Here is a 17,890-nt window from a genome sequence, read left to right as displayed (position 1 = left end):
GCTCGCAAGACAAAAGCGCCGCCCTCGGGTGGCGCTTTTTTTGCGCCCCTCGTCAGCTCCGCGAGGCTTCCACGGCGGCCGACGCGGTCTGCCCCGGGAAGGCGCTGCCATCGTCCATGCCGGTCAGCCACCACATCACGACGCTGGCGAACAGCACGGCCAGCGCCACGGTGGCGAGCACGGTACTGAGAACCGCATGTCCCTGGCGGGCGTTGTCCGGTGTCGGCATGACGCGTCTCCTGGTGGCGATGTAGCTATTCCAACGCGCATGCCGGCCTTTCCGATGACCGATACCGGCCAACGAAAAACGGCCGGGCTGAGGCCGGCCGTTCTCGTGTCGCAAGAGTCTTCGGGCGTAACGCCGCGGCGGGTTTCCTCGCCCATCGTTCCAGCGGAATCCTCGCCGCCGGAACGCCATACCGCCATCAAGCCTTGTGGTAGACCTCGGAGCCCTGCTGGCGGAATTCGGCGGCCTTCTCCGCCATGCCCTCTTCCAGCGCGGCCGCTTCGCCCGTGCCATGCTCGGCGGCGTAGTCGCGCACGTCCTGCGTGATCTTCATCGAGCAGAACTTCGGGCCGCACATGGAGCAGAAGTGCGCGCTCTTGTGCGCGTCCTTCGGCATGGTCTCGTCGTGGAACTCGCGGGCCTTTTCGGGATCGAGACCGAGGTTGAACTGATCTTCCCAGCGGAACTCGAAGCGCGCCTTCGACAGCGCGTTGTCGCGCACCTGCGCGCCCGGATGGCCCTTGGCCAGGTCCGCCGCATGGGCGGCGATCTTGTAGGCGATGATGCCGTCGCGCACGTCCTGCTTGTTCGGCAGGCCCAGGTGCTCCTTCGGCGTGACGTAGCAGAGCATGGCGGTGCCGAACCAGCCGATCATCGCCGCGCCGATGGCGCTGGTGATGTGGTCGTAGCCCGGCGCGATGTCGGTGGTCAGCGGCCCCAGCGTGTAGAACGGCGCCTCGTGGCACTTCTCCAGCTGGCGCTCCATGTTCTCCTTGATGAGCTGCATGGGCACGTGGCCGGGGCCTTCGATCATCACCTGCACGTCGTGCTTCCATGCGATCTGGGTGAGTTCGCCCAGCGTGTCCAGCTCGCCGAACTGCGCGGCGTCGTTCGCGTCGGCGATCGAGCCCGGACGCAGGCCGTCGCCGAGGCTGAAGGACACGTCGTACGCCTTCATGATCTCGCAGATGTCTTCGAAGTGCGTGTAGAGGAAGTTTTCCTTGTGATGCGCCAGGCACCACTTGGCCATGATCGAGCCGCCGCGCGACACGATGCCCGTCACGCGCTTGGCGGTCAGCGGCACGAAGCGCAGCAGCACGCCGGCGTGGATGGTGAAGTAGTCCACGCCCTGCTCCGCCTGCTCGATCAGCGTGTCGCGGAATATGTCCCAGGTGAGGTCCTCGGCCACGCCGCCGACCTTCTCCAGCGCCTGGTAGATCGGCACCGTGCCGATCGGCACCGGCGAGTTGCGGATGATCCACTCGCGCGTCTCGTGGATGTGCTTGCCGGTGGAAAGATCCATCACCGTGTCGCCGCCCCAGCGGATCGACCACACCAGCTTCTCCACTTCCTCGGCGATGCCGGAACTCACCGCGCTATTACCGATGTTCGCGTTGATCTTGGTGAGGAAGTTGCGGCCGATGATCATCGGCTCCGCTTCTGGATGGTTGATGTTGGCAGGGATGATGGCGCGGCCGCGGGCCACTTCGTCGCGCACGAATTCCGGCGTGATCAGCCTGGGCAGCGCGGCGCCGAACGACTCGCCCGGATGCTGGTTGCGCAGCGCGCTGTCGCGCAACGCTTCGATGCGCTGGTTCTCGCGGATGGCGATGTATTCCATCTCCGGCGTGATTTGCCCCAAACGCGCGTAGTGCATCTGCGTCACGTTGGCGCCCGCCTTGGCGCGGCGCGGCGCGCGCGTGGCGGTGAAGCGGAAGGCATCGAGCTTGGGGTCGGCGGCGCGCTGGCGGCCGAAGGCCGAGCTCAGGCCATCGAGCTGCTCGGTGTCGCCGCGCTCGGCGATCCACGCGGCGCGCAGCGCTGGCAGGCCGGTGACCAGGTCCACCTTGTAGTCGGGATCGGTGTATGGGCCGGAGGTGTCGTACACAGTGACCGGCGGGTTTTCCTCGCCGCCGAACAGGGTCGGCGTCTGCGCCTGGCAGATTTCCCGCAGCGGCACCTTCAGGTCGGGGCGGCTGCCCTGCACGTAGATCTTGCGCGAGCCCGGAATCGGGCGCGTCACGGCTTCGGAGAGTTCCTGCGCGGCGCGCGCAAGGTCATTGGGCAGGGCATTCATCGGCTTTCGTCCGTCGGCTTGAAGCGGTGTCCCGGGAGGGACGTGCTTTTGTTGGGGAATCCACACAAGAGCGTGCGGCGTGTTGCGAAAGGCTTCGCAGACCAGCAACAGAAGCGACGGCGACGGTCGCACGGGTTCGGCCCCGTGCGGCGAAGCTCCCTACAGCGGTACTAGCCGCATCAGGTTCGAAGGGACTCTCTCAGCCGGTTGTTCCGGCACCCCCGCTTCAAGGGCCTATTTGAGCACGAAGCGGAGGAGGCCGCGAGTGCGACGGCCTCGACAACCCTGAATGGGCCGGGCTCAGCGGGGCAGATAGGCCCTCAGGAACATGTCCACGCCGTCACGGGCGGTCTGTTCCAGCTCCGCGGCGTAGGATTGGGCGCACTCTTCGCAGCCGAACATGCGGCGCATGAGCATTTCGCCCTTGATCAGGGAAATGAACTGTCCGGCGGCGCGGTGGACATTGGGGATGTCCAGCTTGCCGTCGTCAACCGCCAGTTGCAGAAGCCGTTTCATGAGCTCCTGGTTGCGGCTGGGGCCTTCTTCCCACAGCAGCTTGCCGTAGCGGGGATTGCCCTGGCGGCAGTCGCTGAGAATGGCGCGGAAGGTGCCCACGTTCTGCACGTCGCAATCCAGCCGCACGTGGTGCAGGGCAATGCGCTCCAACGTCTCGCCGATGTCCTCGTCCGGGACGTACTGGTAGGTGTCCTCCGGCAGGATGTCCTGGATGCGGGAGCGGATGACCTCGCGGAACAGGTTGTCCTTGTCGCCGAAGTGGCTGTAGACGGTGAGCTTGGACACGCCCGCCTCCGCCGCCACGGCGTCCATGCTGGTGCCGGCGAAGGCATTGCGGATGAACAGGGCCTTGGCGGCCTCGAGGATCGCCGCGCGCTTTTCCATGTCCTTGGGACGGCCGGGCCCCTGAGGCTTGGTCTGCGGGATCGTGCTCATGGCTATACCTTCACAAATGGCTTCACAAATGGGTAACGCCCGTTTAGTATACGCGGCGGTTTAGTTATTTTCCACGGCCAAGATACACGGCTTCGTTCATGTCCACCACTATCTCCGAACTTTCTCTTAGCCCGGCCTACCGCCTCGCGCAGCGGGCGCTCGCCCTGTGGCTCGAGCGCGGACGCGGCGGTGCCCGGCAGTCGGGTTTCGCGGCGCGCGTGGCGCTGTCCGGGCTGGACGCCGTCGAGCGTGGCCGGATCGCCCGCTGGCTGGCCTGGCTGGAGGTGGCGGCACAGAGCCGCGGCCTCGCCTCGCCGGCCACCCGCGTGCTGCGCCTTGACGCATCCTTGCATCAGGCCATGCAAGATGCTCTGGCGCGTCTGCCCGGTCAGACGGCTGTCGCACACAAGGGGAACCATAGGCGCAGTGCCTGAAGGCCATGCGAAACGCGAAGTGTCCGCGGACACCGCGCCACGCATGACTTCCGTCAACCGAGCGCGATGACTTCCGGCACTTCGTGCCGTATGGACGAGACTGCAGGCTTTGCACATTGTCGGAAGATGGCTAAGCGCTTATGATTTTTAGCCTTTTTTCCGATCCAATTTGGGACGTAGCAACATGGCGATGAACTTCGAACAGGCGCGAGTGAACATGGTGGAAAACCAGGTGCGCCCCTGGGAGGTGCTGGATGCCCGCGTGCTGGACGTGCTGGGCAGCGTGCGCCGCGAGGATTTCGTTGCCCCGGAGCACCGCAAGCTGGCGTTCGCCGACCTCTGCCTGCCGCTGGGACATGGCGAGGTGATGATGAAGCCGGTGGTCGAGGGCCGCGTGCTGCAGGCGCTGGAACTGACCCCGAACGACCAGGTGCTGGAAATCGGCACGGGCTCGGGCTTCCTTACCGCCTGCATGGCCAAGCTCGCCGGCCACGTCACCAGCCTGGACATCCATGCCGACTTCGTCACCGCCGCCAGCCAGCGCCTGGCGAATGCGGGCATCGCCAATGCGAAGCTCGAAGTGGGCGAAGCGGTGAACGGCTGGCAGCCGACCGGCACGTTCGACGTGCTGGTGGTGACCGGCGCGGTGTACCAGATCCCGCAGCGCTTCCTGGGCTGGCTCAAGCCCGGCGGCCGCCTGCTGGTGGTGCGCGGCGAATCTCCCGTGCAGCACGTGCTGCTGCTGACGCACGAAGGCAACGGCCGCTATCGCGAAGAGTCGCTGTTCGAAACCGACCTGCCGTACCTGAAGCACGCCGAGCCGCCGCGCCGCTTCGTTTTCTGAACCTATTTCCCCATACATGAGGCAACCCATGCGCTTGAAGCTTCTGACCCTTGCCCTGGCCCTGTCGGCGTTCCCGCTGGCCGGCCACAGCGAGGACTTGCTGGATGCATACCGAGAAGCCCGCGCCAATGATCCGGTGCTGTCGCAGGCGGAAGCCACCCGCCTGGCCACCGGTGAAGGCGTCACTCAGGCGCGTGCGTTGATGCTGCCTCAGCTCAACGGCAGCTTCGGCCTGCAGCAGCAGTCCGGCAGCAGCAGCCAGTCGAGCCTGCTCTCGTCCGACGCCGGCCATTCGCGCACGCGCTCGTTGTCCGCCACGCTGACGCAGTCGATTGTCGACCTGAGCCAGTGGGCCAACCTGTCGGCCGCCAAGTCGCAGGCTTCCTCGCAGGACTCCGCGTACGAAGCCTCGCTGCAGAATCTGTACGTGCGCGTCACCACGGCCTATTTCGGCGTGCTGACCAGCCAGGATGCGCTGGTGTTCGCCAAGGCCAACGAAGACGCCTACAAGGAGGCCTATGACCAGGCCGACCAGCGCTTCAAGGTGGGCCTTTCCGCCGTGACGGACGTCTATCAGGCCAAGTCGTACTACGAGCTGGCCAAGGCGCAGACCATCGCCGCGCAGAACACGCTCAACGATGCCAAGGAAGCGCTGACCCAGATCACCGGCAAGCCGGTGGGCGACCTGAAGAAGCTGCGCGAAGATCTTCCGCTGACGCCGCCGAACCCGGCCGATCCGAACGCCTGGGTGCAGGCCGCGCTGCAGTCGAACGCCACGATCCAGTCCAACCAGTACACGGTCCAGGCCGCCGAGCACAGCATCGATGCGGCGCGTGCCGGCCATCTGCCCACCCTCAATGCCAGCGTGACGCGCGGCAAGAGCACCGAATGGCTTGAGAACGGCAGCCGCTCCAGCGGCTACGGCAATGGCCAGTACGGCACGACGATTGGCCTTTCGGTGAACATCCCGATCTTCTCGGGCGGCGCCACGCAATCGCGTGTCCGCCAGTCGATCTACCAGCGCGACGAAGCGCAGGATGCCCTGGAATCCACCCGCCGTCAGGTGGTGCGCGATACGTTGAACTACTACCGTTCCGTACTCGCCGGCATCAGCCAGGTGGAAGCCAACAAGGCGTCGGTCGACTCCGGCCAGAAGGCGCTGGAAGCTACGCGCGCCGGTTTCGACGTGGGCACGCAGACCATGCTGAACGTGCTCAACGCGATTCAGACCCTGACCCAGGCCGAGAGCAGCTACTCGCAGTCCCGCCACCAGCTGGTGCTGGACCAGCTGCAGCTGAAGCAGTCGGCCGGCTCCATCGACGTGAAGGACATGGAACTGGTCAACGCGATGCTGCAGTAAGCGCACATCGAGCGCACCGAAACGACGAGGCCGGGCAAGTCCCGGCCTCTTTGTTTTCAGCTTTCAGCCACGCGGCGGACGCATGGACGTCTATTCCTGCAGCAGTTCGTCGATCATGCCCATCACGCGCTTGACCGCACCGCGCTCGCTGTCGAACACGATGCGCGCGGCCTCGCCCATGCGCTGGCGCTCCGCCGGATCACGCAGCAGCTGCAGCACCGCCGCGCCAAGCTCGTCGGCGGTATTCACCCGCGACGCGCCACCCTCGCGGATCAGGGTGAGCGTGATCTCCTCGAAATTGAAGGTATGCGGCCCCACCAGCACAGGCGTGGACAAGGCGGCCGGTTCCAGCACGTTGTGCCCGCCGATAGGCACCAGGCTGCCGCCGACGAAGGCGAGTTCCGAGGCGGCGTAGAACGGCATCAGCTCGCCCATGGCGTCGATCACGAACACCTGGTGCGCGGCCGAGGGCACGCGGTCGGCGCTGCGCGTACCCACACTGAAGCCCAGGCTGCGGGCCGAGCTTTCCACCAGCTTGAAGCGCTCGGGATGGCGCGGAGCGATCAGCAGCAGCGCATCGGGCCAGCGCGTGAGCACTTCCAGATGGGCTTCCAGCACGGGCAGTTCCTCGCCTTCGTGCGTGCTGCCGGCAATCCACACGGGACGCAGGTGCCCCCACTGCTCACGCAGTTCCTCGCCGTTGCGCTCGGCGTCGTACGGCACCGGCATGTCGAACTTCAGGTTGCCGGTGACCACGATCTTGTCGCTATCGGCGCCCAGCTCGCGGTAGCGCGCCGCGTCGGTGCGCGACTGCGCGGCGATCTGGTGCACGCAGCGGAGCGCCTGCGCCACCAGGCTGCCCATGGGCTTGTAGCCGCGCAGCGAGCGTTCCGACAGCCGCGCATTGACGATCATCAGGGGAATGCCGCGGTTCCTGCAGGCGAAGTACAGGTTCGGCCAGATTTCGGTTTCCACGATGATGGCCAGCCGTGGCCTGACCCGTTTGAAGAAGCGCGACACCGCGAACGGCAGGTCATACGGAAGATAGACGTGGAACACGCTGTCGCCGAACAGCTGCCGCACGCGCTCCGAGCCGGTGGGCGTCACCGTGGTGACCACCAGCGGGGCGTTGGGATAATCCGCCTGCAAGGCCTTGATCAAGGGCTCGGCGGCATTGACCTCGCCCACCGATACCGCGTGCACCCACAGGCTACCGCTCAGCCCGGGCGACTCGAAGAAGCCGAAGCGTTCGCGCCAGCGCTTGTGGTAATCGCGGTAGCGCACGCCACGCGCCAACAGCCGCAGCACGATCAGCGGCGTCACCAGGTACATGGCGAGGGTGTAGAGATAGCGCAACGGCAAGCCCATCGGAGGCGGCGGGCCAGTATATCGGCTCGGGGCCGCGCGCCCCGCCACGACGGCTTCGCAGGCGGCGGCCCGCTTCGCTATCCCCTACAATGCGGGCGATGCCCGGCATGCCCCGTCCCACGTTCACCCGCTCCCTGCTCACTCCAACGCACTGGCCTGCATGGCTGGGAGTGGGCGTGATCTGGCTTATCGCCCACTTGCCACGCCGGTGGCTGATGGCGCTCGGGCGCGGACTGGGCTGGCTCGTGCAGCGCGTGCCCTCCCCGCGCCGCCATATCGCCGAGGTGAACATCGCCCTGTGCTTTCCCGAGCTGTCGGCACGGGAGCAGGCGCGGCTGGTCGACGCCCACCTGCGTGACATCGGCCTGATGATGATGGAGTTCGCGCTGGGCTGGATGGGCAGCGAGCGCGCCATCGCCAACGTGCCGGTGACCATCGAAGGCCTGGAGCATCTGGAAGCGGCGCGCGCGCAGGGCAAGGGCGTGCTGCTGGTCGGCGGGCATTTCTCGCATCTGGAGCTGTGCGCGCGCCTGGTTTCCCAGCGCATCCGCATCTCGGGCATGTACCGCCGGATGGATTCGCCCGTGTTTGAATGGGCCGTGCTGCGCGCGCGCCTCGACTATGCGCAAGCCATGTTCGAGAAGGACGACATCCGCGGCACGGTGAAGCACCTGCGCAGCGGCGGCACGCTCTGGTACGCGCCCGACCAGGACATGCGCAGCAAGGACAATGTGTTCGTGCCGTTCTTCGGCGTGCCGGCGGCCACCATCACCGCTACCCATCACCTGGCCCGTTTGTCCGGCGCGTTGGTGATCCCGTTCCATCATCGCCGCCTGCCCGGCAATGCTGGCTATGCCCTCACATTGGGCGCGCCGCTGGAGCCGTTCCCCACCAACGACACGCTGGAAGACACCGCGCGCGTCAACGCCTGCATCGAAACCATGGTGCGCGCCGCGCCCGAGCAATACCTGTGGGTGCACAAGCGTTTCAAGACGCGTCCCGAAGGCTTGCCCTCGGTGTACTGATGTACGGCTGGGCAACGCGCCCTGCGACAGGTTAATGACAGTCTGTACGTGTAAAAACGTACGAATATTTTTCCCCACGATCCCCCACATGACTCTCCGGCTGTTTCTGCGCTCGCTGCGCCAACGCCGCGATTGGCGTGGCTCGCCTCCCAAGCGCCTCGCCGCCGGCCTGAAGTACATCGCCCGCAGTGCCCGCATGGCGCGTCGCCAGTCCGCGTGGCTGGCCGAGCTGTATGGCTCGCCGCGGCTGACGGCCATCCTTGCGCACGATCCGCGCCTGCACGAGCGTTGGCATCATCACTACATCAATCGCCGCATGGGCCGCGCCGAGCGCATGGCCGTCATCAGCGGGCACTATCGCTACGCGTTCCGGCAGCTGCCGCGGGCGATGGTCGATGCGGTGTACCTGCACGGCCGCCACGCTCTCGGCGCGCTCACGCTGAAGGACGGCAGCGAACTGGTGCTGGAGCTGCGCCGCCCGACCGGCCGGAGCCGCGAAGGCGAGCTCGCGCTATGCCTGGCCAACACGCAGGGCCAGGTGCTCACCTCCGCCATCTTCAGCATTGCCGATGACGGCAAGACCCTGCTGATCGGCTGCCTGCAGGGCGCCGCCGCCGAGCTGGGCCGCGAAGCCGTGCGCGAACTCACCAAGCAGTGCTATGGCCTGCGTCCGAAGAACCTGCTGTTTTCGCTGCTGCTGGCGTTCGGCTCGTTCACCGGCGCCACGCGGATTCTTGGCGTGAGCAACCTCACGCATCCGTTCGCGGGCGAGGCCGACAAGATCAAGGCCGACTACGACAGCTTCTGGGAGGAATGCCAGGGCGTGCTGCAGCCGGATGGCTTCTTCGCCCTGCCCACCGTGGAGCCGGAGCGCGACGAATCGCTGGTGGAAAGCAAGCATCGCTCCGCCTTCCGTCGCCGCGAAATGCTTCGCCGCGAAGCCTGCGCACGCCTGCTGGCGGCGCTGCGCGATCAACCGCTGCCGTTGTCGCAGGCCGCCTGACGCCGCGCGCACGACATCCCCGGCGTCGTTGCCGGGGATGCCGCGATCCTGCTTACTGCACGTTGACGAAGGCCTTCCAGGCCTTCAGCAGATTGTTGGCGTCCACCGAACCCAGGCCGGAAGCGAAACTCCAGCCCGGACGCGCGGCAAACGCTTCCGTGGTCGCGTTGTACTTGCTGGCGCTGGTCGAGGTCAGGCCCACCTGGATCGGCCCCAGGTACGAGTTCGGCAGGTTGCCGTAGTAGTAGCAATCGGGCGTGACCACGTTGGGCAACTGCTGCACACACTGCGTCGCGATGCTGCCGCGCGTGACGTTGTGGAACACGCACTTGCCGGTGCCCTTGGCGCCGTTGTCCGCGTTGCAAGCCGCCAGCGAAGCCGGGGGTGTGCCCTTAGCACCGCCGTACTCGTCCGCCGCCAGCGCGTACAGCGTGGGCGCCGCATTGCCCTGGTTAGGCGACAGGCCCTTCGCCGCCAAGCCCTGGTCGATCAGCGCCTGGATGCCCGCGAACATCGGCGAGGACAGCGAAGTGCCGCCAATCAGCGCGGTATCACCGGTAAAGCCCGGCGTGCACGGGTAGTAATACGAGCACACGATCACCCAGGTCGAACCGCCGTACGAACCGCCGAACAACGCCACGTCCGGCACGTCGCGCGACTGATCCTTCGCCGCGTTGTACACCAGCCGCTGCCACGCCGGCTTCGCGTCCACCGAGGACGGGCCGCCGCTGCCCGATTCCGACGTGATGTAGTAGCCGTACGGATCGAAGTTGAGGTACGCCTTGCAGAACGCCAGCGAGGTCGCATAGCCAAGCGACTTCGCCGCCACTTCATTGCCGCACGACTGGTTCCACGGGATTTCCGGCACGTACGACAGCGCCGAGCCGTAGACCGCGTTGAACGTGGAGCTGAAGTACTTCTTCGTGGTGCCGTCGAGGATGTCGGCCGTGTCGGTACCGCCCACCACCGTGTCGTTCGGCGACGTGCCGAAGGCATTGGCATCGATGCCCACGCCATTGATGAAGAAGCCGTTGAAGCTCGGGTTGGAGCCCGAGTCGCCGCTGGATACGAACACGGAAATGCCTTCCGCGTCCGCTTGCGCCCACATCAGGTCGATGGCCGTCTTGCTGGCCGCGTCGGTGAAGCCTTCGCCATAGCCATAGCTCGCGCTGATGATGTTGGGCCGGTTGGTGCCGTTGATCAGGTTGGTGGCCGCGGTGAACACGCCTCCAAAGAAATTGCTGGAGTTGGAGTCATCGCAGCTGGCCAGCCAGATGTTGGCGCCAGGCGCCATGGCGGTGGACCATTCGGCATCGAGCAAGGCCTCGAAATCGTCCTCGCCCGGGAAGGCGATGGTCGGATCGATGCAATTGGTGAAGCCGGTGGCCTGCGGCTGGAACTGCTTGAACGTGCCGCCGTAACTGGTCAGCCCGAACTGGCTCACGAAGTTGGTCCAGTCGTCCGGCACCATCGAGCTGTCCTCGACCAGTGCGATGGTGATGCCCGTGCCGGTCAGGCCCGCCGCATAGAGCTTGTCGGTGCCGTAGATCTTGGCCATGTCGTATGGCACCAGGCCACGCGCGCCATTGGTGAAGTTCACGGCCTGCGGCGTGACGCCCACGGCGTTCGTCTTCGGCTGCTGCACCTCGAAGCGCTGCGTGCTGGCATTGAACTGGCCGTAGGTCGGCTTGGTGTGCTGTGCCTGCGGATGCACGTCGTTGAGACCCGCCACGCCCGTCACCACGCTGGCCAGGGCCTGCGGAATGCTGATGTCGCCGGCATTGGCCACGTGCGAGGCGTTGTTGATGGTGTAGCGGTTCATCTGCGTGTGGAACGCGCGCTTGACCTGCCCCGCGTTGCCACTGAAGTCGATCTGCATCTTGTTGGCATATACGCCATTGACGGTGAAGCCCTGCGACTTCAGCCAACCGGTGACCGCCGCGATATCCGCATCGGCAACGCCAAAGCTCTGGCCGAACTGTGCGGGCGTGACCCACTGATGGAACTTCGGCGACGACGGATCGTGCTGCGCCGTGATCAATGCGTCCAGCGCCGCCTGGCGCTTGGCGCTGCGTTGCAGGATGAGGTTCATGTGATTCATCGGCGTCGCATCGTCCACCGCCTTGGTGGCGACCGACTTGTCGACGATGCCCAGATGGCTGCGCTGCAGCGTCGACGTCGCGCGGCTATCGATAGTCTGCGTGACCCTGGGCGCTTCGGCCGTATCGAGTCCGGCAGTGGCTGCGTTCTGCGCAGCGCCCGATTGTGCCCATGCCGCAATCGGCATACCCGCGAAAGCCAGGGTCATGGCCCCCAGCAGGTTCAGGTGCTCGTGTTTCATGCAATGTCTCCCAGATGTGATCCATTGAGAACAGGCAAGCTCCCCCTGTAGGTGAAACCAACACTGTTTCCCTCATGACCTCCTTTCCGATTCGCGCCGTACCAGAGACAAACACGCCCGCCGCGCCGCCGTACCGGCGACACGCTTCATTGCGGTAAAAGGGACCACCCTACATGCGGTGCGGAGCCATCTTCTCTGCGGGTCCGCACTACACGCCACTCACTAAGACCTACTGAGCGGCCGGAGTGTAGAACGCATGCTTGCCGCAGTAAGCACGCGCGAGGCAAAAACGTGCGGAACAGCGTGAACGATGCATCGACACCATGATAATCATCGCGTTGCAGCGTACTGCCACGTTGTATCCGCAGCACGCGAAGCATGACCTGCCGTGCGCAATTTCGTTCGTCCAAAAAACGGAATTGACGGCACGCTCACGAGCCGATGGCGTTATCGCTTGCGCGCGCATTCGAGCAAGGAATTTCGCCGGTGCAAGAGCTTTCGTCTCGCCGTACAGCGATTTAAACCGGTACTGAATCGCTCGGCGTAGGAAACGCGCTTACCGTGCCTTGCCGCGCGGCTTCCGCCTGGCCTGTTCGCGCGCCTCGTGCAGCTTCGCGTACTTGAGGAAGGCGTAGAACGCGCCGGTGACGCTCGCGATGAAGCCCGCCCAGCCATTGAGGAAGTAGCGCTTGCCGATGTATTGCCGCAGGAAGAACACCGGCGGATAGAACACCATGCGCAGGCCGGTGAAGCGCTGACGCCTGCGCAGTTTGTACGCCACCATGCCGTTGGTGTAGCGGTTGATCTTCTCCACGCGGGTGGCGATGTCGCCGTCGCCATCGTTGACGAAGTCGGCGCGCCACAGCGTCTTCACGGGGCCGGCGACTTCTACCGCCGCATGCACGTCGACGTCGTTCATGCCGCCGCGGCGGCGATCGAACAGGCGTAGATGGCCGTTGCGCCAGCTCCAGCGATGCTGCACCGTCCAGAACATGCGCTCGCGCCGCGGCAGCCGATAGCCGGCATAGCGCGGGCGCACCAGGGCGCGTTCGATTTCCTCGCGGGTGCCCGGCGAAAGGATTTCGTCCGCATCCAGGTTGAGGATCCACTCGTGGGTGGCCATGTCGTAGGCGCGCTGCTTCTGCGGCCCGTAGTCATCGAAGGGATGCACGGCAACGCGGGCGCCGTGTCGCTGCGCGATGGCGACCGTGTCGTCGGTGGAACCCGAATCGAGCACGAGGATTTCCTCGGCCCAGTCCACCTCGTCGAGGCAGGCGTCGAGCGTGTCCGCATTGTTGTAGGTGATGATCACCACCGACAGCGGTTCGCGCGTCATGCGGCTTCTCCCGACGAAGACGGAAACACATGCAGCGCCGCGCACCACAGGCCCAGCAGCCAGGCGAACAGCAGCCCCCACCAGGCCGAATAGAAGGCCAGATGGGTATTGAGCGGAAACAGCATCACCGCCAACGCCAGCGTGACCGGAAAGGCCCGTCCGCGCGCCGTGGCGCCCGCGCGTCGCCACGCGCGCATCGCCAGGCCGATGGCGGCCAGCCAGGACGCCATGCCGAGCACGCCGGTTTCGGTGAGCACTTCCAGCAGCCATTGATGCGCATGGCACGCGCCTTCGCCCGGCCCGCAGGCTTCCAGCGAGACCACAAAATGATCGTTCGGCGGCGCATAGTGCGGATAGGCGTAGCGATAGGCGCGCACGCCCACGCCGTTCACCGGATGCGCCTCGAACATCGCCACGCTGGTGCGCCAGATGTCCAGCCGTCCGCTCGTGGCCGCATCCAGCGATTGTCCCGAGCCGCCGAGCGCCTGCAGGGTGCGGTCCATGCGCAGCTGGAAGCGCTCAGAGGTTTTCCAGGCGATGCCGCCGGCCAGCAACACCATCGCGACGAGGCCGCCCGCGAACATCAGGAATCGCCACGGCGAGCGCGCCATGTGCCAGGCGAAACCCAGCCCCACCAGCGCGTAGCACAGCCAAGAGGCGCGCGAGCCGGACATCAGCACTGGCCCCAGCAGGAAGACGAAGGCCGCCAGCACGCCTTTCGTGCCCCAGCGGCGCTGCGCCGCCCACAGCACGAACGGCGCGAGCACCGACAGGCTGGGCCCCAGCTTCAGGTTGCCCGCGCCGAAGATGCCCGAGATGCGCTCAGGCTCCGCGTGGCCACCGAGGCTCCAGCCGGTGAGGATCTGCACCCACGCATCCAGCGCCCACAGCGCGAGTACCAACGCCACCGCCAGATAGAGCGCATCGAGCTTGTCCTCGCGGCGGATGGCGAAGCAGGCGTAGAGGCCCAGGGGCACGTAGCGCAGCAAGGCCGCCACCGTGCCCCAGCTCTTGCCTGGGGCCACCGAATCCACGGCGGAGATCAGCGCCGCGCCCACATAGCCGGCCAGCAGCCACAGCAGCAGCCGCGCGCCGGCGTGCTCGCGCAGCGCGGACGGGTGGCGCACGAACAGCAGCACCGCGCCGAGTGTGCACAGGAACGTGCCCAGCTCCGCGCTGCGCCCGAAGGGCAGCAGCGCGATCACCAGCCAGAACGGCAACAAGGGGGAACGCAGCCAGGCCTTCAGGGATGCAGCGATGGGGCTCATGCGTGGGTCAACAAGGGCGACCCGCGCATTGTAGGTGAGCCCGCCGCCCGGGCGTGGCGTCAGGCGACGGTGAGCTCGTCGTACAGGGCCAGCGTGGCCTGCTGCATGTCGCTCAGGCGATAGCTCTGCAGCATGGGAATGGGCGGCGCCACGCGCAGCAGCTCGGCCGCGCGCTCGACCAGTCGCTCGCGATCCGCCGGCGGCACGCGGCCGGCCGGATACAGCTCGGCCAGCAGCTCGCCGACGCCGCCGTGCGCGTAGCCCAGCACCGGGCGGCACAGCGACAGCGCCTCGATCACGGTGCGGCCGAACGATTCGGGCTTGTTCGACAACTGCAGCACCAGCGAGGAAATGGCGTAGATGTCGCGCACGTCGCTGCGCGCCGGCGTCATCACCACCTGGGCGTCCAGGCCGCGGGCACGAATCAGGCCGCGCAGCTCGTCCACATAGGCTTCGCGGCCCGGCTCGACCACGCCCAGCAGCAGCAGGCGCACGTCGATGCCGCGACGCTTGAGTTCGGCCACCAGTTCGATGGCGTCGTGATGGCCCTTCAGGCGCGTGCCGCGCCCCGGCAGCGTCAGCAGGGGCGCGCCGGCCAGCGAGGGAAACTCGGCGAAGAACGCCTTGCGCCAGCCATCGTCGGGTCGATGTCCATACGGAAAGGCGTCCGGATCGATGCCGCGCGGAATCACCCGCACGCGCGCGGGCTCCAGCCACGAGTAGTGGCTGAGCATGTAGTCGCGCAAGGTCTGCGAAACGGCAATGACCCGCTCGCCGCGCAGCAGGATGGCGCTGTAGCGGCCGGGCGAATTGAGCCCGTGCACGGTGGTCACGAAATGCGGCGCCGGCTTCATGCCCTTGATCGCCCACCAGCCCATCCAGGCCGGCAGGCGCGAGCGCGCGTGGACGATGTCCGGTTTGAGCTCGCGCAGCAGCTTGCGCAACTGCCCCACCTTCATGAAGGTGCCGAGCGACTTGCGGCCGATATCCAGGGTGATGTGGCGGCTGCCTTCGGCTTCCAGCTGGGGCACCATCCGGCCACCGGCCGAAATGATGATGGACTGGTGCCCTGCCTGAACCAGCGCACGCGCAATCTCCAGCGCAGACCGTTCCGCCCCGCCCTGGTCGAGGGCCGGGATCAGCTGTACGACGGTCAGTGACCTCGCTGGCGTGGCGATTGCCGACATGGTTTGTTCGAAAGGTGCCTTCATTCCTAGAGGCAAGCAGCAATCGTGCCTAAACCGGCGCGCTAGATTGTTTCAGTTGTAACGAATCGCGTTTGAATCAGTCGCGCAGGACGTAATGTGCGCCGCAATAAGGACATGTGGATTCACCGCCATCCTCGACGATCGGCAAATAGACCTTCGGATGGGAGTTCCACAGCGTCATGCCGGGCATGGGGCAGGACAGCGGGAGGTCCGAGCGCGTCACTTCGTAACGATTTTCGGCATTCGCCGGGATCAACGGGGCAGCCGCAGGGGAACGCGACATGGGGTCAAACTCCATCAGGACACCAGACCGCTCATGTTAGCAGGCCGTGGGCGGAATCAGCCGATGTAAGGCATAGTGCTAGCGACCAATGTCGGGGATGTGCCCGGCGGCCGAGAATGCCCTCGGCCCGAATCAGGAAGGGGGAATCACGGGGCTCGCGATCCGGTGGCGCGTGGATGGCGGGCGCGTGCTCATCCTGTGCAGGAACCGTCATGGATTTCACCAAGATCGTCGAGCGCATCAAGGCCATTCTCGCCTCGCCGCGCACCGAATGGCCCGTCATCGCCGCGGAACCCGCCACCGTCGGCGGCCTTTTCCGCAACTACATCTGCATCGTCGCCGCGCTGCCGGTGATCGCCCACTTCATCCGGGGCAGCCTGATCGGCTACGGCGGCTTCGGCGTGCACGTGCATACGCCGATAGGCATGGGCGTGCTCGGCATGCTCCTGCACTACGCGCTCACCCTGGCGGTGACCTACGTGCTCGCAATCATCGTCGACGCGCTCGCCCCCAGCTTCGGCGGCACCAAGGACTCGGTGCAGGCGTTGAAGACCGTCGCCTACGCGTGGACCGCGGGCTGGGTGGCCGGCATCGCCGTGATCATTCCCTGGCTTGGCTGGCTCGTCGCCATCGCCGGCGCCATCTACGGCATCTACCTGCTCTACCTCGGCCTGCCGCACACCATGCGCTGCCCTGCCGACAGGGCGGGCGGCTACGCCGCGGTCACGGTGATCATCGCCATCGTGATGAGCTGGATCGTCGGGATGATCGTGGGCGGCACCATCGGCACTGCGGTGCTCACCGGCGCCTCCATGACGGGCATGCACGCCGGCGACGGCAGCACGCTCACGGTTGACCCCGACAGCGCGCTCGGCAAGCTTTCCGACATGGGCGCCAACACGGCGCGCGCGGCGAAGGACCTGGAAAACGCGCAGAAAACCGGCGACGTGGCCGCGCAACAGGCCGCCATGGGCAAGCTGATGAGCGGCGACAGCAAGACGGTGGTGACCTCGCTGTCGCCCCGGACCTTGCAGGGTTTTCTGCCCGATGAGCTGGACGGCATGAAGCGCAGCGACTTCAACGCCCAGCGCTCCGGCGCCATGGGCATGCAGATCTCCACCGCGCGCGCCACCTATAGCGACGGCCGCATCCGCACCCTGCAGGTGGAAGTGGCTGATACCGGCAACATGCGCGGCATGATGGCCGTGGCCAGCGCCATGACGCCCGCGGCCGAGGAGCAAACCGACCGCGGCTACGACAAGACCTACACCGACCACGATCGCCTGGTGCACGAGTCATGGAGCACGCAGACCAAGAGCGGCGAGTTCAGCGTGGTGGTGGCCAACCGCTTCACCGTCAAGGCGAGCGGCAATGCCGAGGACATCGACCAGCTCAAGCAGGCCGTGAACGACCTGGACCTGGGCCGGCTCGCCTCGCTGAAGAACGAAGGCGTCAGCGGCCCCTGACCGCGCAACGAAAAAGCCCGCGCCAGGGCGCGGGCTTTTTCGTTCACGGCGGGCGTGCTTACTTGGCCGCGTCGGCCTTCGGCACCGAGGCCTCGGTGGTGATGCGCACCTTGATCTCGTCGCTCACGTTCGGCACGTAGGCGCCCATGCCGAAGTCCGAGCGCTTCAGCGTGGTGGTGGCGTCGAAGCCCACCGTCTGCACCTTCATCATCGGGTGCTCACCGCTCTTGTTGAGCGTGGCGTCCAGCGTCACCGGCTTGGTCACGCCGTGCACGGTGAGATCACCCGTGACCTTGTACTTGTTGCCGCCAGCGGCCTGCACCTTGGTGCTCTTGAAGGTGATGGTCGGGTACTTGTCGGCATCGAAGAAGTCCGGCTTCTTCAGGTGCTCGTCGAGCTTGGCGACGTGCGTGTCCAGGTCGGCCAGCGGCATCGTCACCTCGACCGAGGACTTGGCGGCGTCCTTGTCGTCGAACACGATGGTGCCGTCGCCGATGCCGAGGTTGGCGGTGGGGTTGGAGAAACCGAAGTGGTTCCAGCTGAACAGGACCATGGTGTGGCCCGGATCCATCTTGTAGGTCACCGGGGCGGCCTGGGCGGAAACGGCCACGCTGACAAGGCCGGCAAGAACGAGGTAACGAAGTGCACGCATGGGTTGAATCTCCATTGGGTTGGGGGTTGGCGAACCGATGACGACTGA

At 66.0% G+C, this 17,890-nt stretch carries 16 protein-coding genes and 1 riboswitch; of the genes, 6 read left to right on the top strand and 10 right to left on the bottom strand.

What is annotated here, in order from left to right:
- Positions 1 to 52: 52 nt before the first annotated feature.
- From BDW41_RS23365 to BDW41_RS09780, 3 genes are all read right to left on the bottom strand, one after another.
- Entirely contained in the window at positions 53 to 229 is a 177-nt protein-coding gene (locus BDW41_RS23365) for a hypothetical protein (RefSeq protein ID WP_158536992.1), read from the bottom strand.
- A gap of 196 nt (positions 230 to 425) precedes the next feature.
- Complete coding sequence (gene thiC / locus BDW41_RS09785; RefSeq protein ID WP_074548316.1) at positions 426 to 2,303, bottom strand: phosphomethylpyrimidine synthase ThiC; 1,878 nt, start codon at positions 2,301 to 2,303, stop codon at positions 426 to 428.
- A 139-nt stretch (positions 2,304 to 2,442) separates the two neighbouring features.
- Positions 2,443 to 2,536: riboswitch (TPP riboswitch) on the bottom strand.
- A gap of 67 nt (positions 2,537 to 2,603) precedes the next feature.
- On the bottom strand, positions 2,604 to 3,254 hold the full coding sequence (locus tag BDW41_RS09780) for a TetR/AcrR family transcriptional regulator (protein ID WP_074548314.1): 651 nt from the start codon (positions 3,252 to 3,254) through the stop codon (positions 2,604 to 2,606).
- A gap of 98 nt (positions 3,255 to 3,352) precedes the next feature.
- Here BDW41_RS09780 and BDW41_RS09775 point away from each other — a divergent pair, with 98 nt between their 5' ends.
- From BDW41_RS09775 to BDW41_RS09765, 3 genes are all read left to right on the top strand, one after another.
- Positions 3,353 to 3,688, top strand: coding sequence for a hypothetical protein (locus tag BDW41_RS09775; protein ID WP_074548312.1), 336 nt, complete (start codon positions 3,353 to 3,355; stop codon positions 3,686 to 3,688).
- Between the two features lie 184 nt (positions 3,689 to 3,872).
- Positions 3,873 to 4,532, top strand: coding sequence for a protein-L-isoaspartate O-methyltransferase (locus BDW41_RS09770; protein ID WP_074548310.1), 660 nt, complete (start codon positions 3,873 to 3,875; stop codon positions 4,530 to 4,532).
- 28 nt (positions 4,533 to 4,560) lie between these two features.
- Positions 4,561 to 5,892 (top strand): TolC family outer membrane protein, encoded by a 1,332-nt coding sequence (locus BDW41_RS09765; protein ID WP_074548308.1) that lies wholly within the window; start codon positions 4,561 to 4,563, stop codon positions 5,890 to 5,892.
- A gap of 90 nt (positions 5,893 to 5,982) precedes the next feature.
- Here the strand turns inward: BDW41_RS09765 and waaA are convergent, their stop codons facing one another.
- Positions 5,983 to 7,260 carry a lipid IV(A) 3-deoxy-D-manno-octulosonic acid transferase gene (waaA, locus tag BDW41_RS09760; RefSeq protein WP_199535313.1) on the bottom strand — a complete coding sequence of 426 codons (1,278 nt, stop codon included), beginning with the start codon at positions 7,258 to 7,260 and terminating at the stop codon, positions 5,983 to 5,985.
- A 107-nt stretch (positions 7,261 to 7,367) separates the two neighbouring features.
- Here waaA and lpxL point away from each other — a divergent pair, with 107 nt between their 5' ends.
- Positions 7,368 to 8,285, top strand: coding sequence for an LpxL/LpxP family Kdo(2)-lipid IV(A) lauroyl/palmitoleoyl acyltransferase (lpxL, locus tag BDW41_RS09755; protein WP_233496827.1), 918 nt, complete (start codon positions 7,368 to 7,370; stop codon positions 8,283 to 8,285).
- An 88-nt stretch (positions 8,286 to 8,373) separates the two neighbouring features.
- Entirely contained in the window at positions 8,374 to 9,288 is a 915-nt protein-coding gene (locus BDW41_RS09750) for a DUF535 family protein (protein WP_074548304.1), read from the top strand.
- 52 nt (positions 9,289 to 9,340) lie between these two features.
- On the opposite strand, the gene BDW41_RS09745 is transcribed toward BDW41_RS09750, so the two are convergent.
- From BDW41_RS09745 to BDW41_RS09725, 5 genes are all read right to left on the bottom strand, one after another.
- The gene (locus BDW41_RS09745; protein ID WP_074548302.1) at positions 9,341 to 11,629 is read right to left on the bottom strand and encodes a protease pro-enzyme activation domain-containing protein; all 2,289 of its coding nucleotides are present in this window, start codon (positions 11,627 to 11,629) and stop codon (positions 9,341 to 9,343) included.
- Between the two features lie 556 nt (positions 11,630 to 12,185).
- Complete coding sequence (locus BDW41_RS09740; RefSeq protein WP_074548300.1) at positions 12,186 to 12,965, bottom strand: glycosyltransferase family 2 protein; 780 nt, start codon at positions 12,963 to 12,965, stop codon at positions 12,186 to 12,188.
- Positions 12,962 to 14,233: an O-antigen ligase family protein gene (locus tag BDW41_RS09735; RefSeq protein WP_074548298.1), complete on the bottom strand. Its 1,272-nt coding sequence runs from the start codon at positions 14,231 to 14,233 to the stop codon at positions 12,962 to 12,964. Before BDW41_RS09735 ends, BDW41_RS09740 begins: the two co-directional genes overlap by 4 nt.
- Positions 14,234 to 14,292: 59 nt before the next feature.
- Positions 14,293 to 15,420 (bottom strand): glycosyltransferase, encoded by a 1,128-nt coding sequence (locus tag BDW41_RS09730; RefSeq protein WP_074548516.1) that lies wholly within the window; start codon positions 15,418 to 15,420, stop codon positions 14,293 to 14,295.
- 97 nt (positions 15,421 to 15,517) lie between these two features.
- Positions 15,518 to 15,724 carry a zinc-finger domain-containing protein gene (locus BDW41_RS09725; RefSeq protein ID WP_074548296.1) on the bottom strand — a complete coding sequence of 69 codons (207 nt, stop codon included), beginning with the start codon at positions 15,722 to 15,724 and terminating at the stop codon, positions 15,518 to 15,520.
- Between the two features lie 212 nt (positions 15,725 to 15,936).
- Here BDW41_RS09725 and BDW41_RS09720 point away from each other — a divergent pair, with 212 nt between their 5' ends.
- Entirely contained in the window at positions 15,937 to 17,190 is a 1,254-nt protein-coding gene (locus tag BDW41_RS09720; protein WP_074548294.1) for a Yip1 family protein, read from the top strand.
- A 58-nt stretch (positions 17,191 to 17,248) separates the two neighbouring features.
- Here the strand turns inward: BDW41_RS09720 and BDW41_RS09715 are convergent, their stop codons facing one another.
- Positions 17,249 to 17,842: a YceI family protein gene (locus BDW41_RS09715; protein ID WP_074548292.1), complete on the bottom strand. Its 594-nt coding sequence runs from the start codon at positions 17,840 to 17,842 to the stop codon at positions 17,249 to 17,251.
- Positions 17,843 to 17,890 lie beyond the last annotated feature (48 nt).

It is taken from the genome of Dyella sp. AtDHG13 (genome assembly GCF_003201105.1).
Lineage (GTDB): Bacteria > Pseudomonadota > Gammaproteobacteria > Xanthomonadales > Rhodanobacteraceae > Dyella > Dyella jiangningensis_B.
The sequence above is the reverse complement of the archived record's forward strand: the minus strand, read 5'-3'. Positions and strand labels throughout refer to the sequence as shown.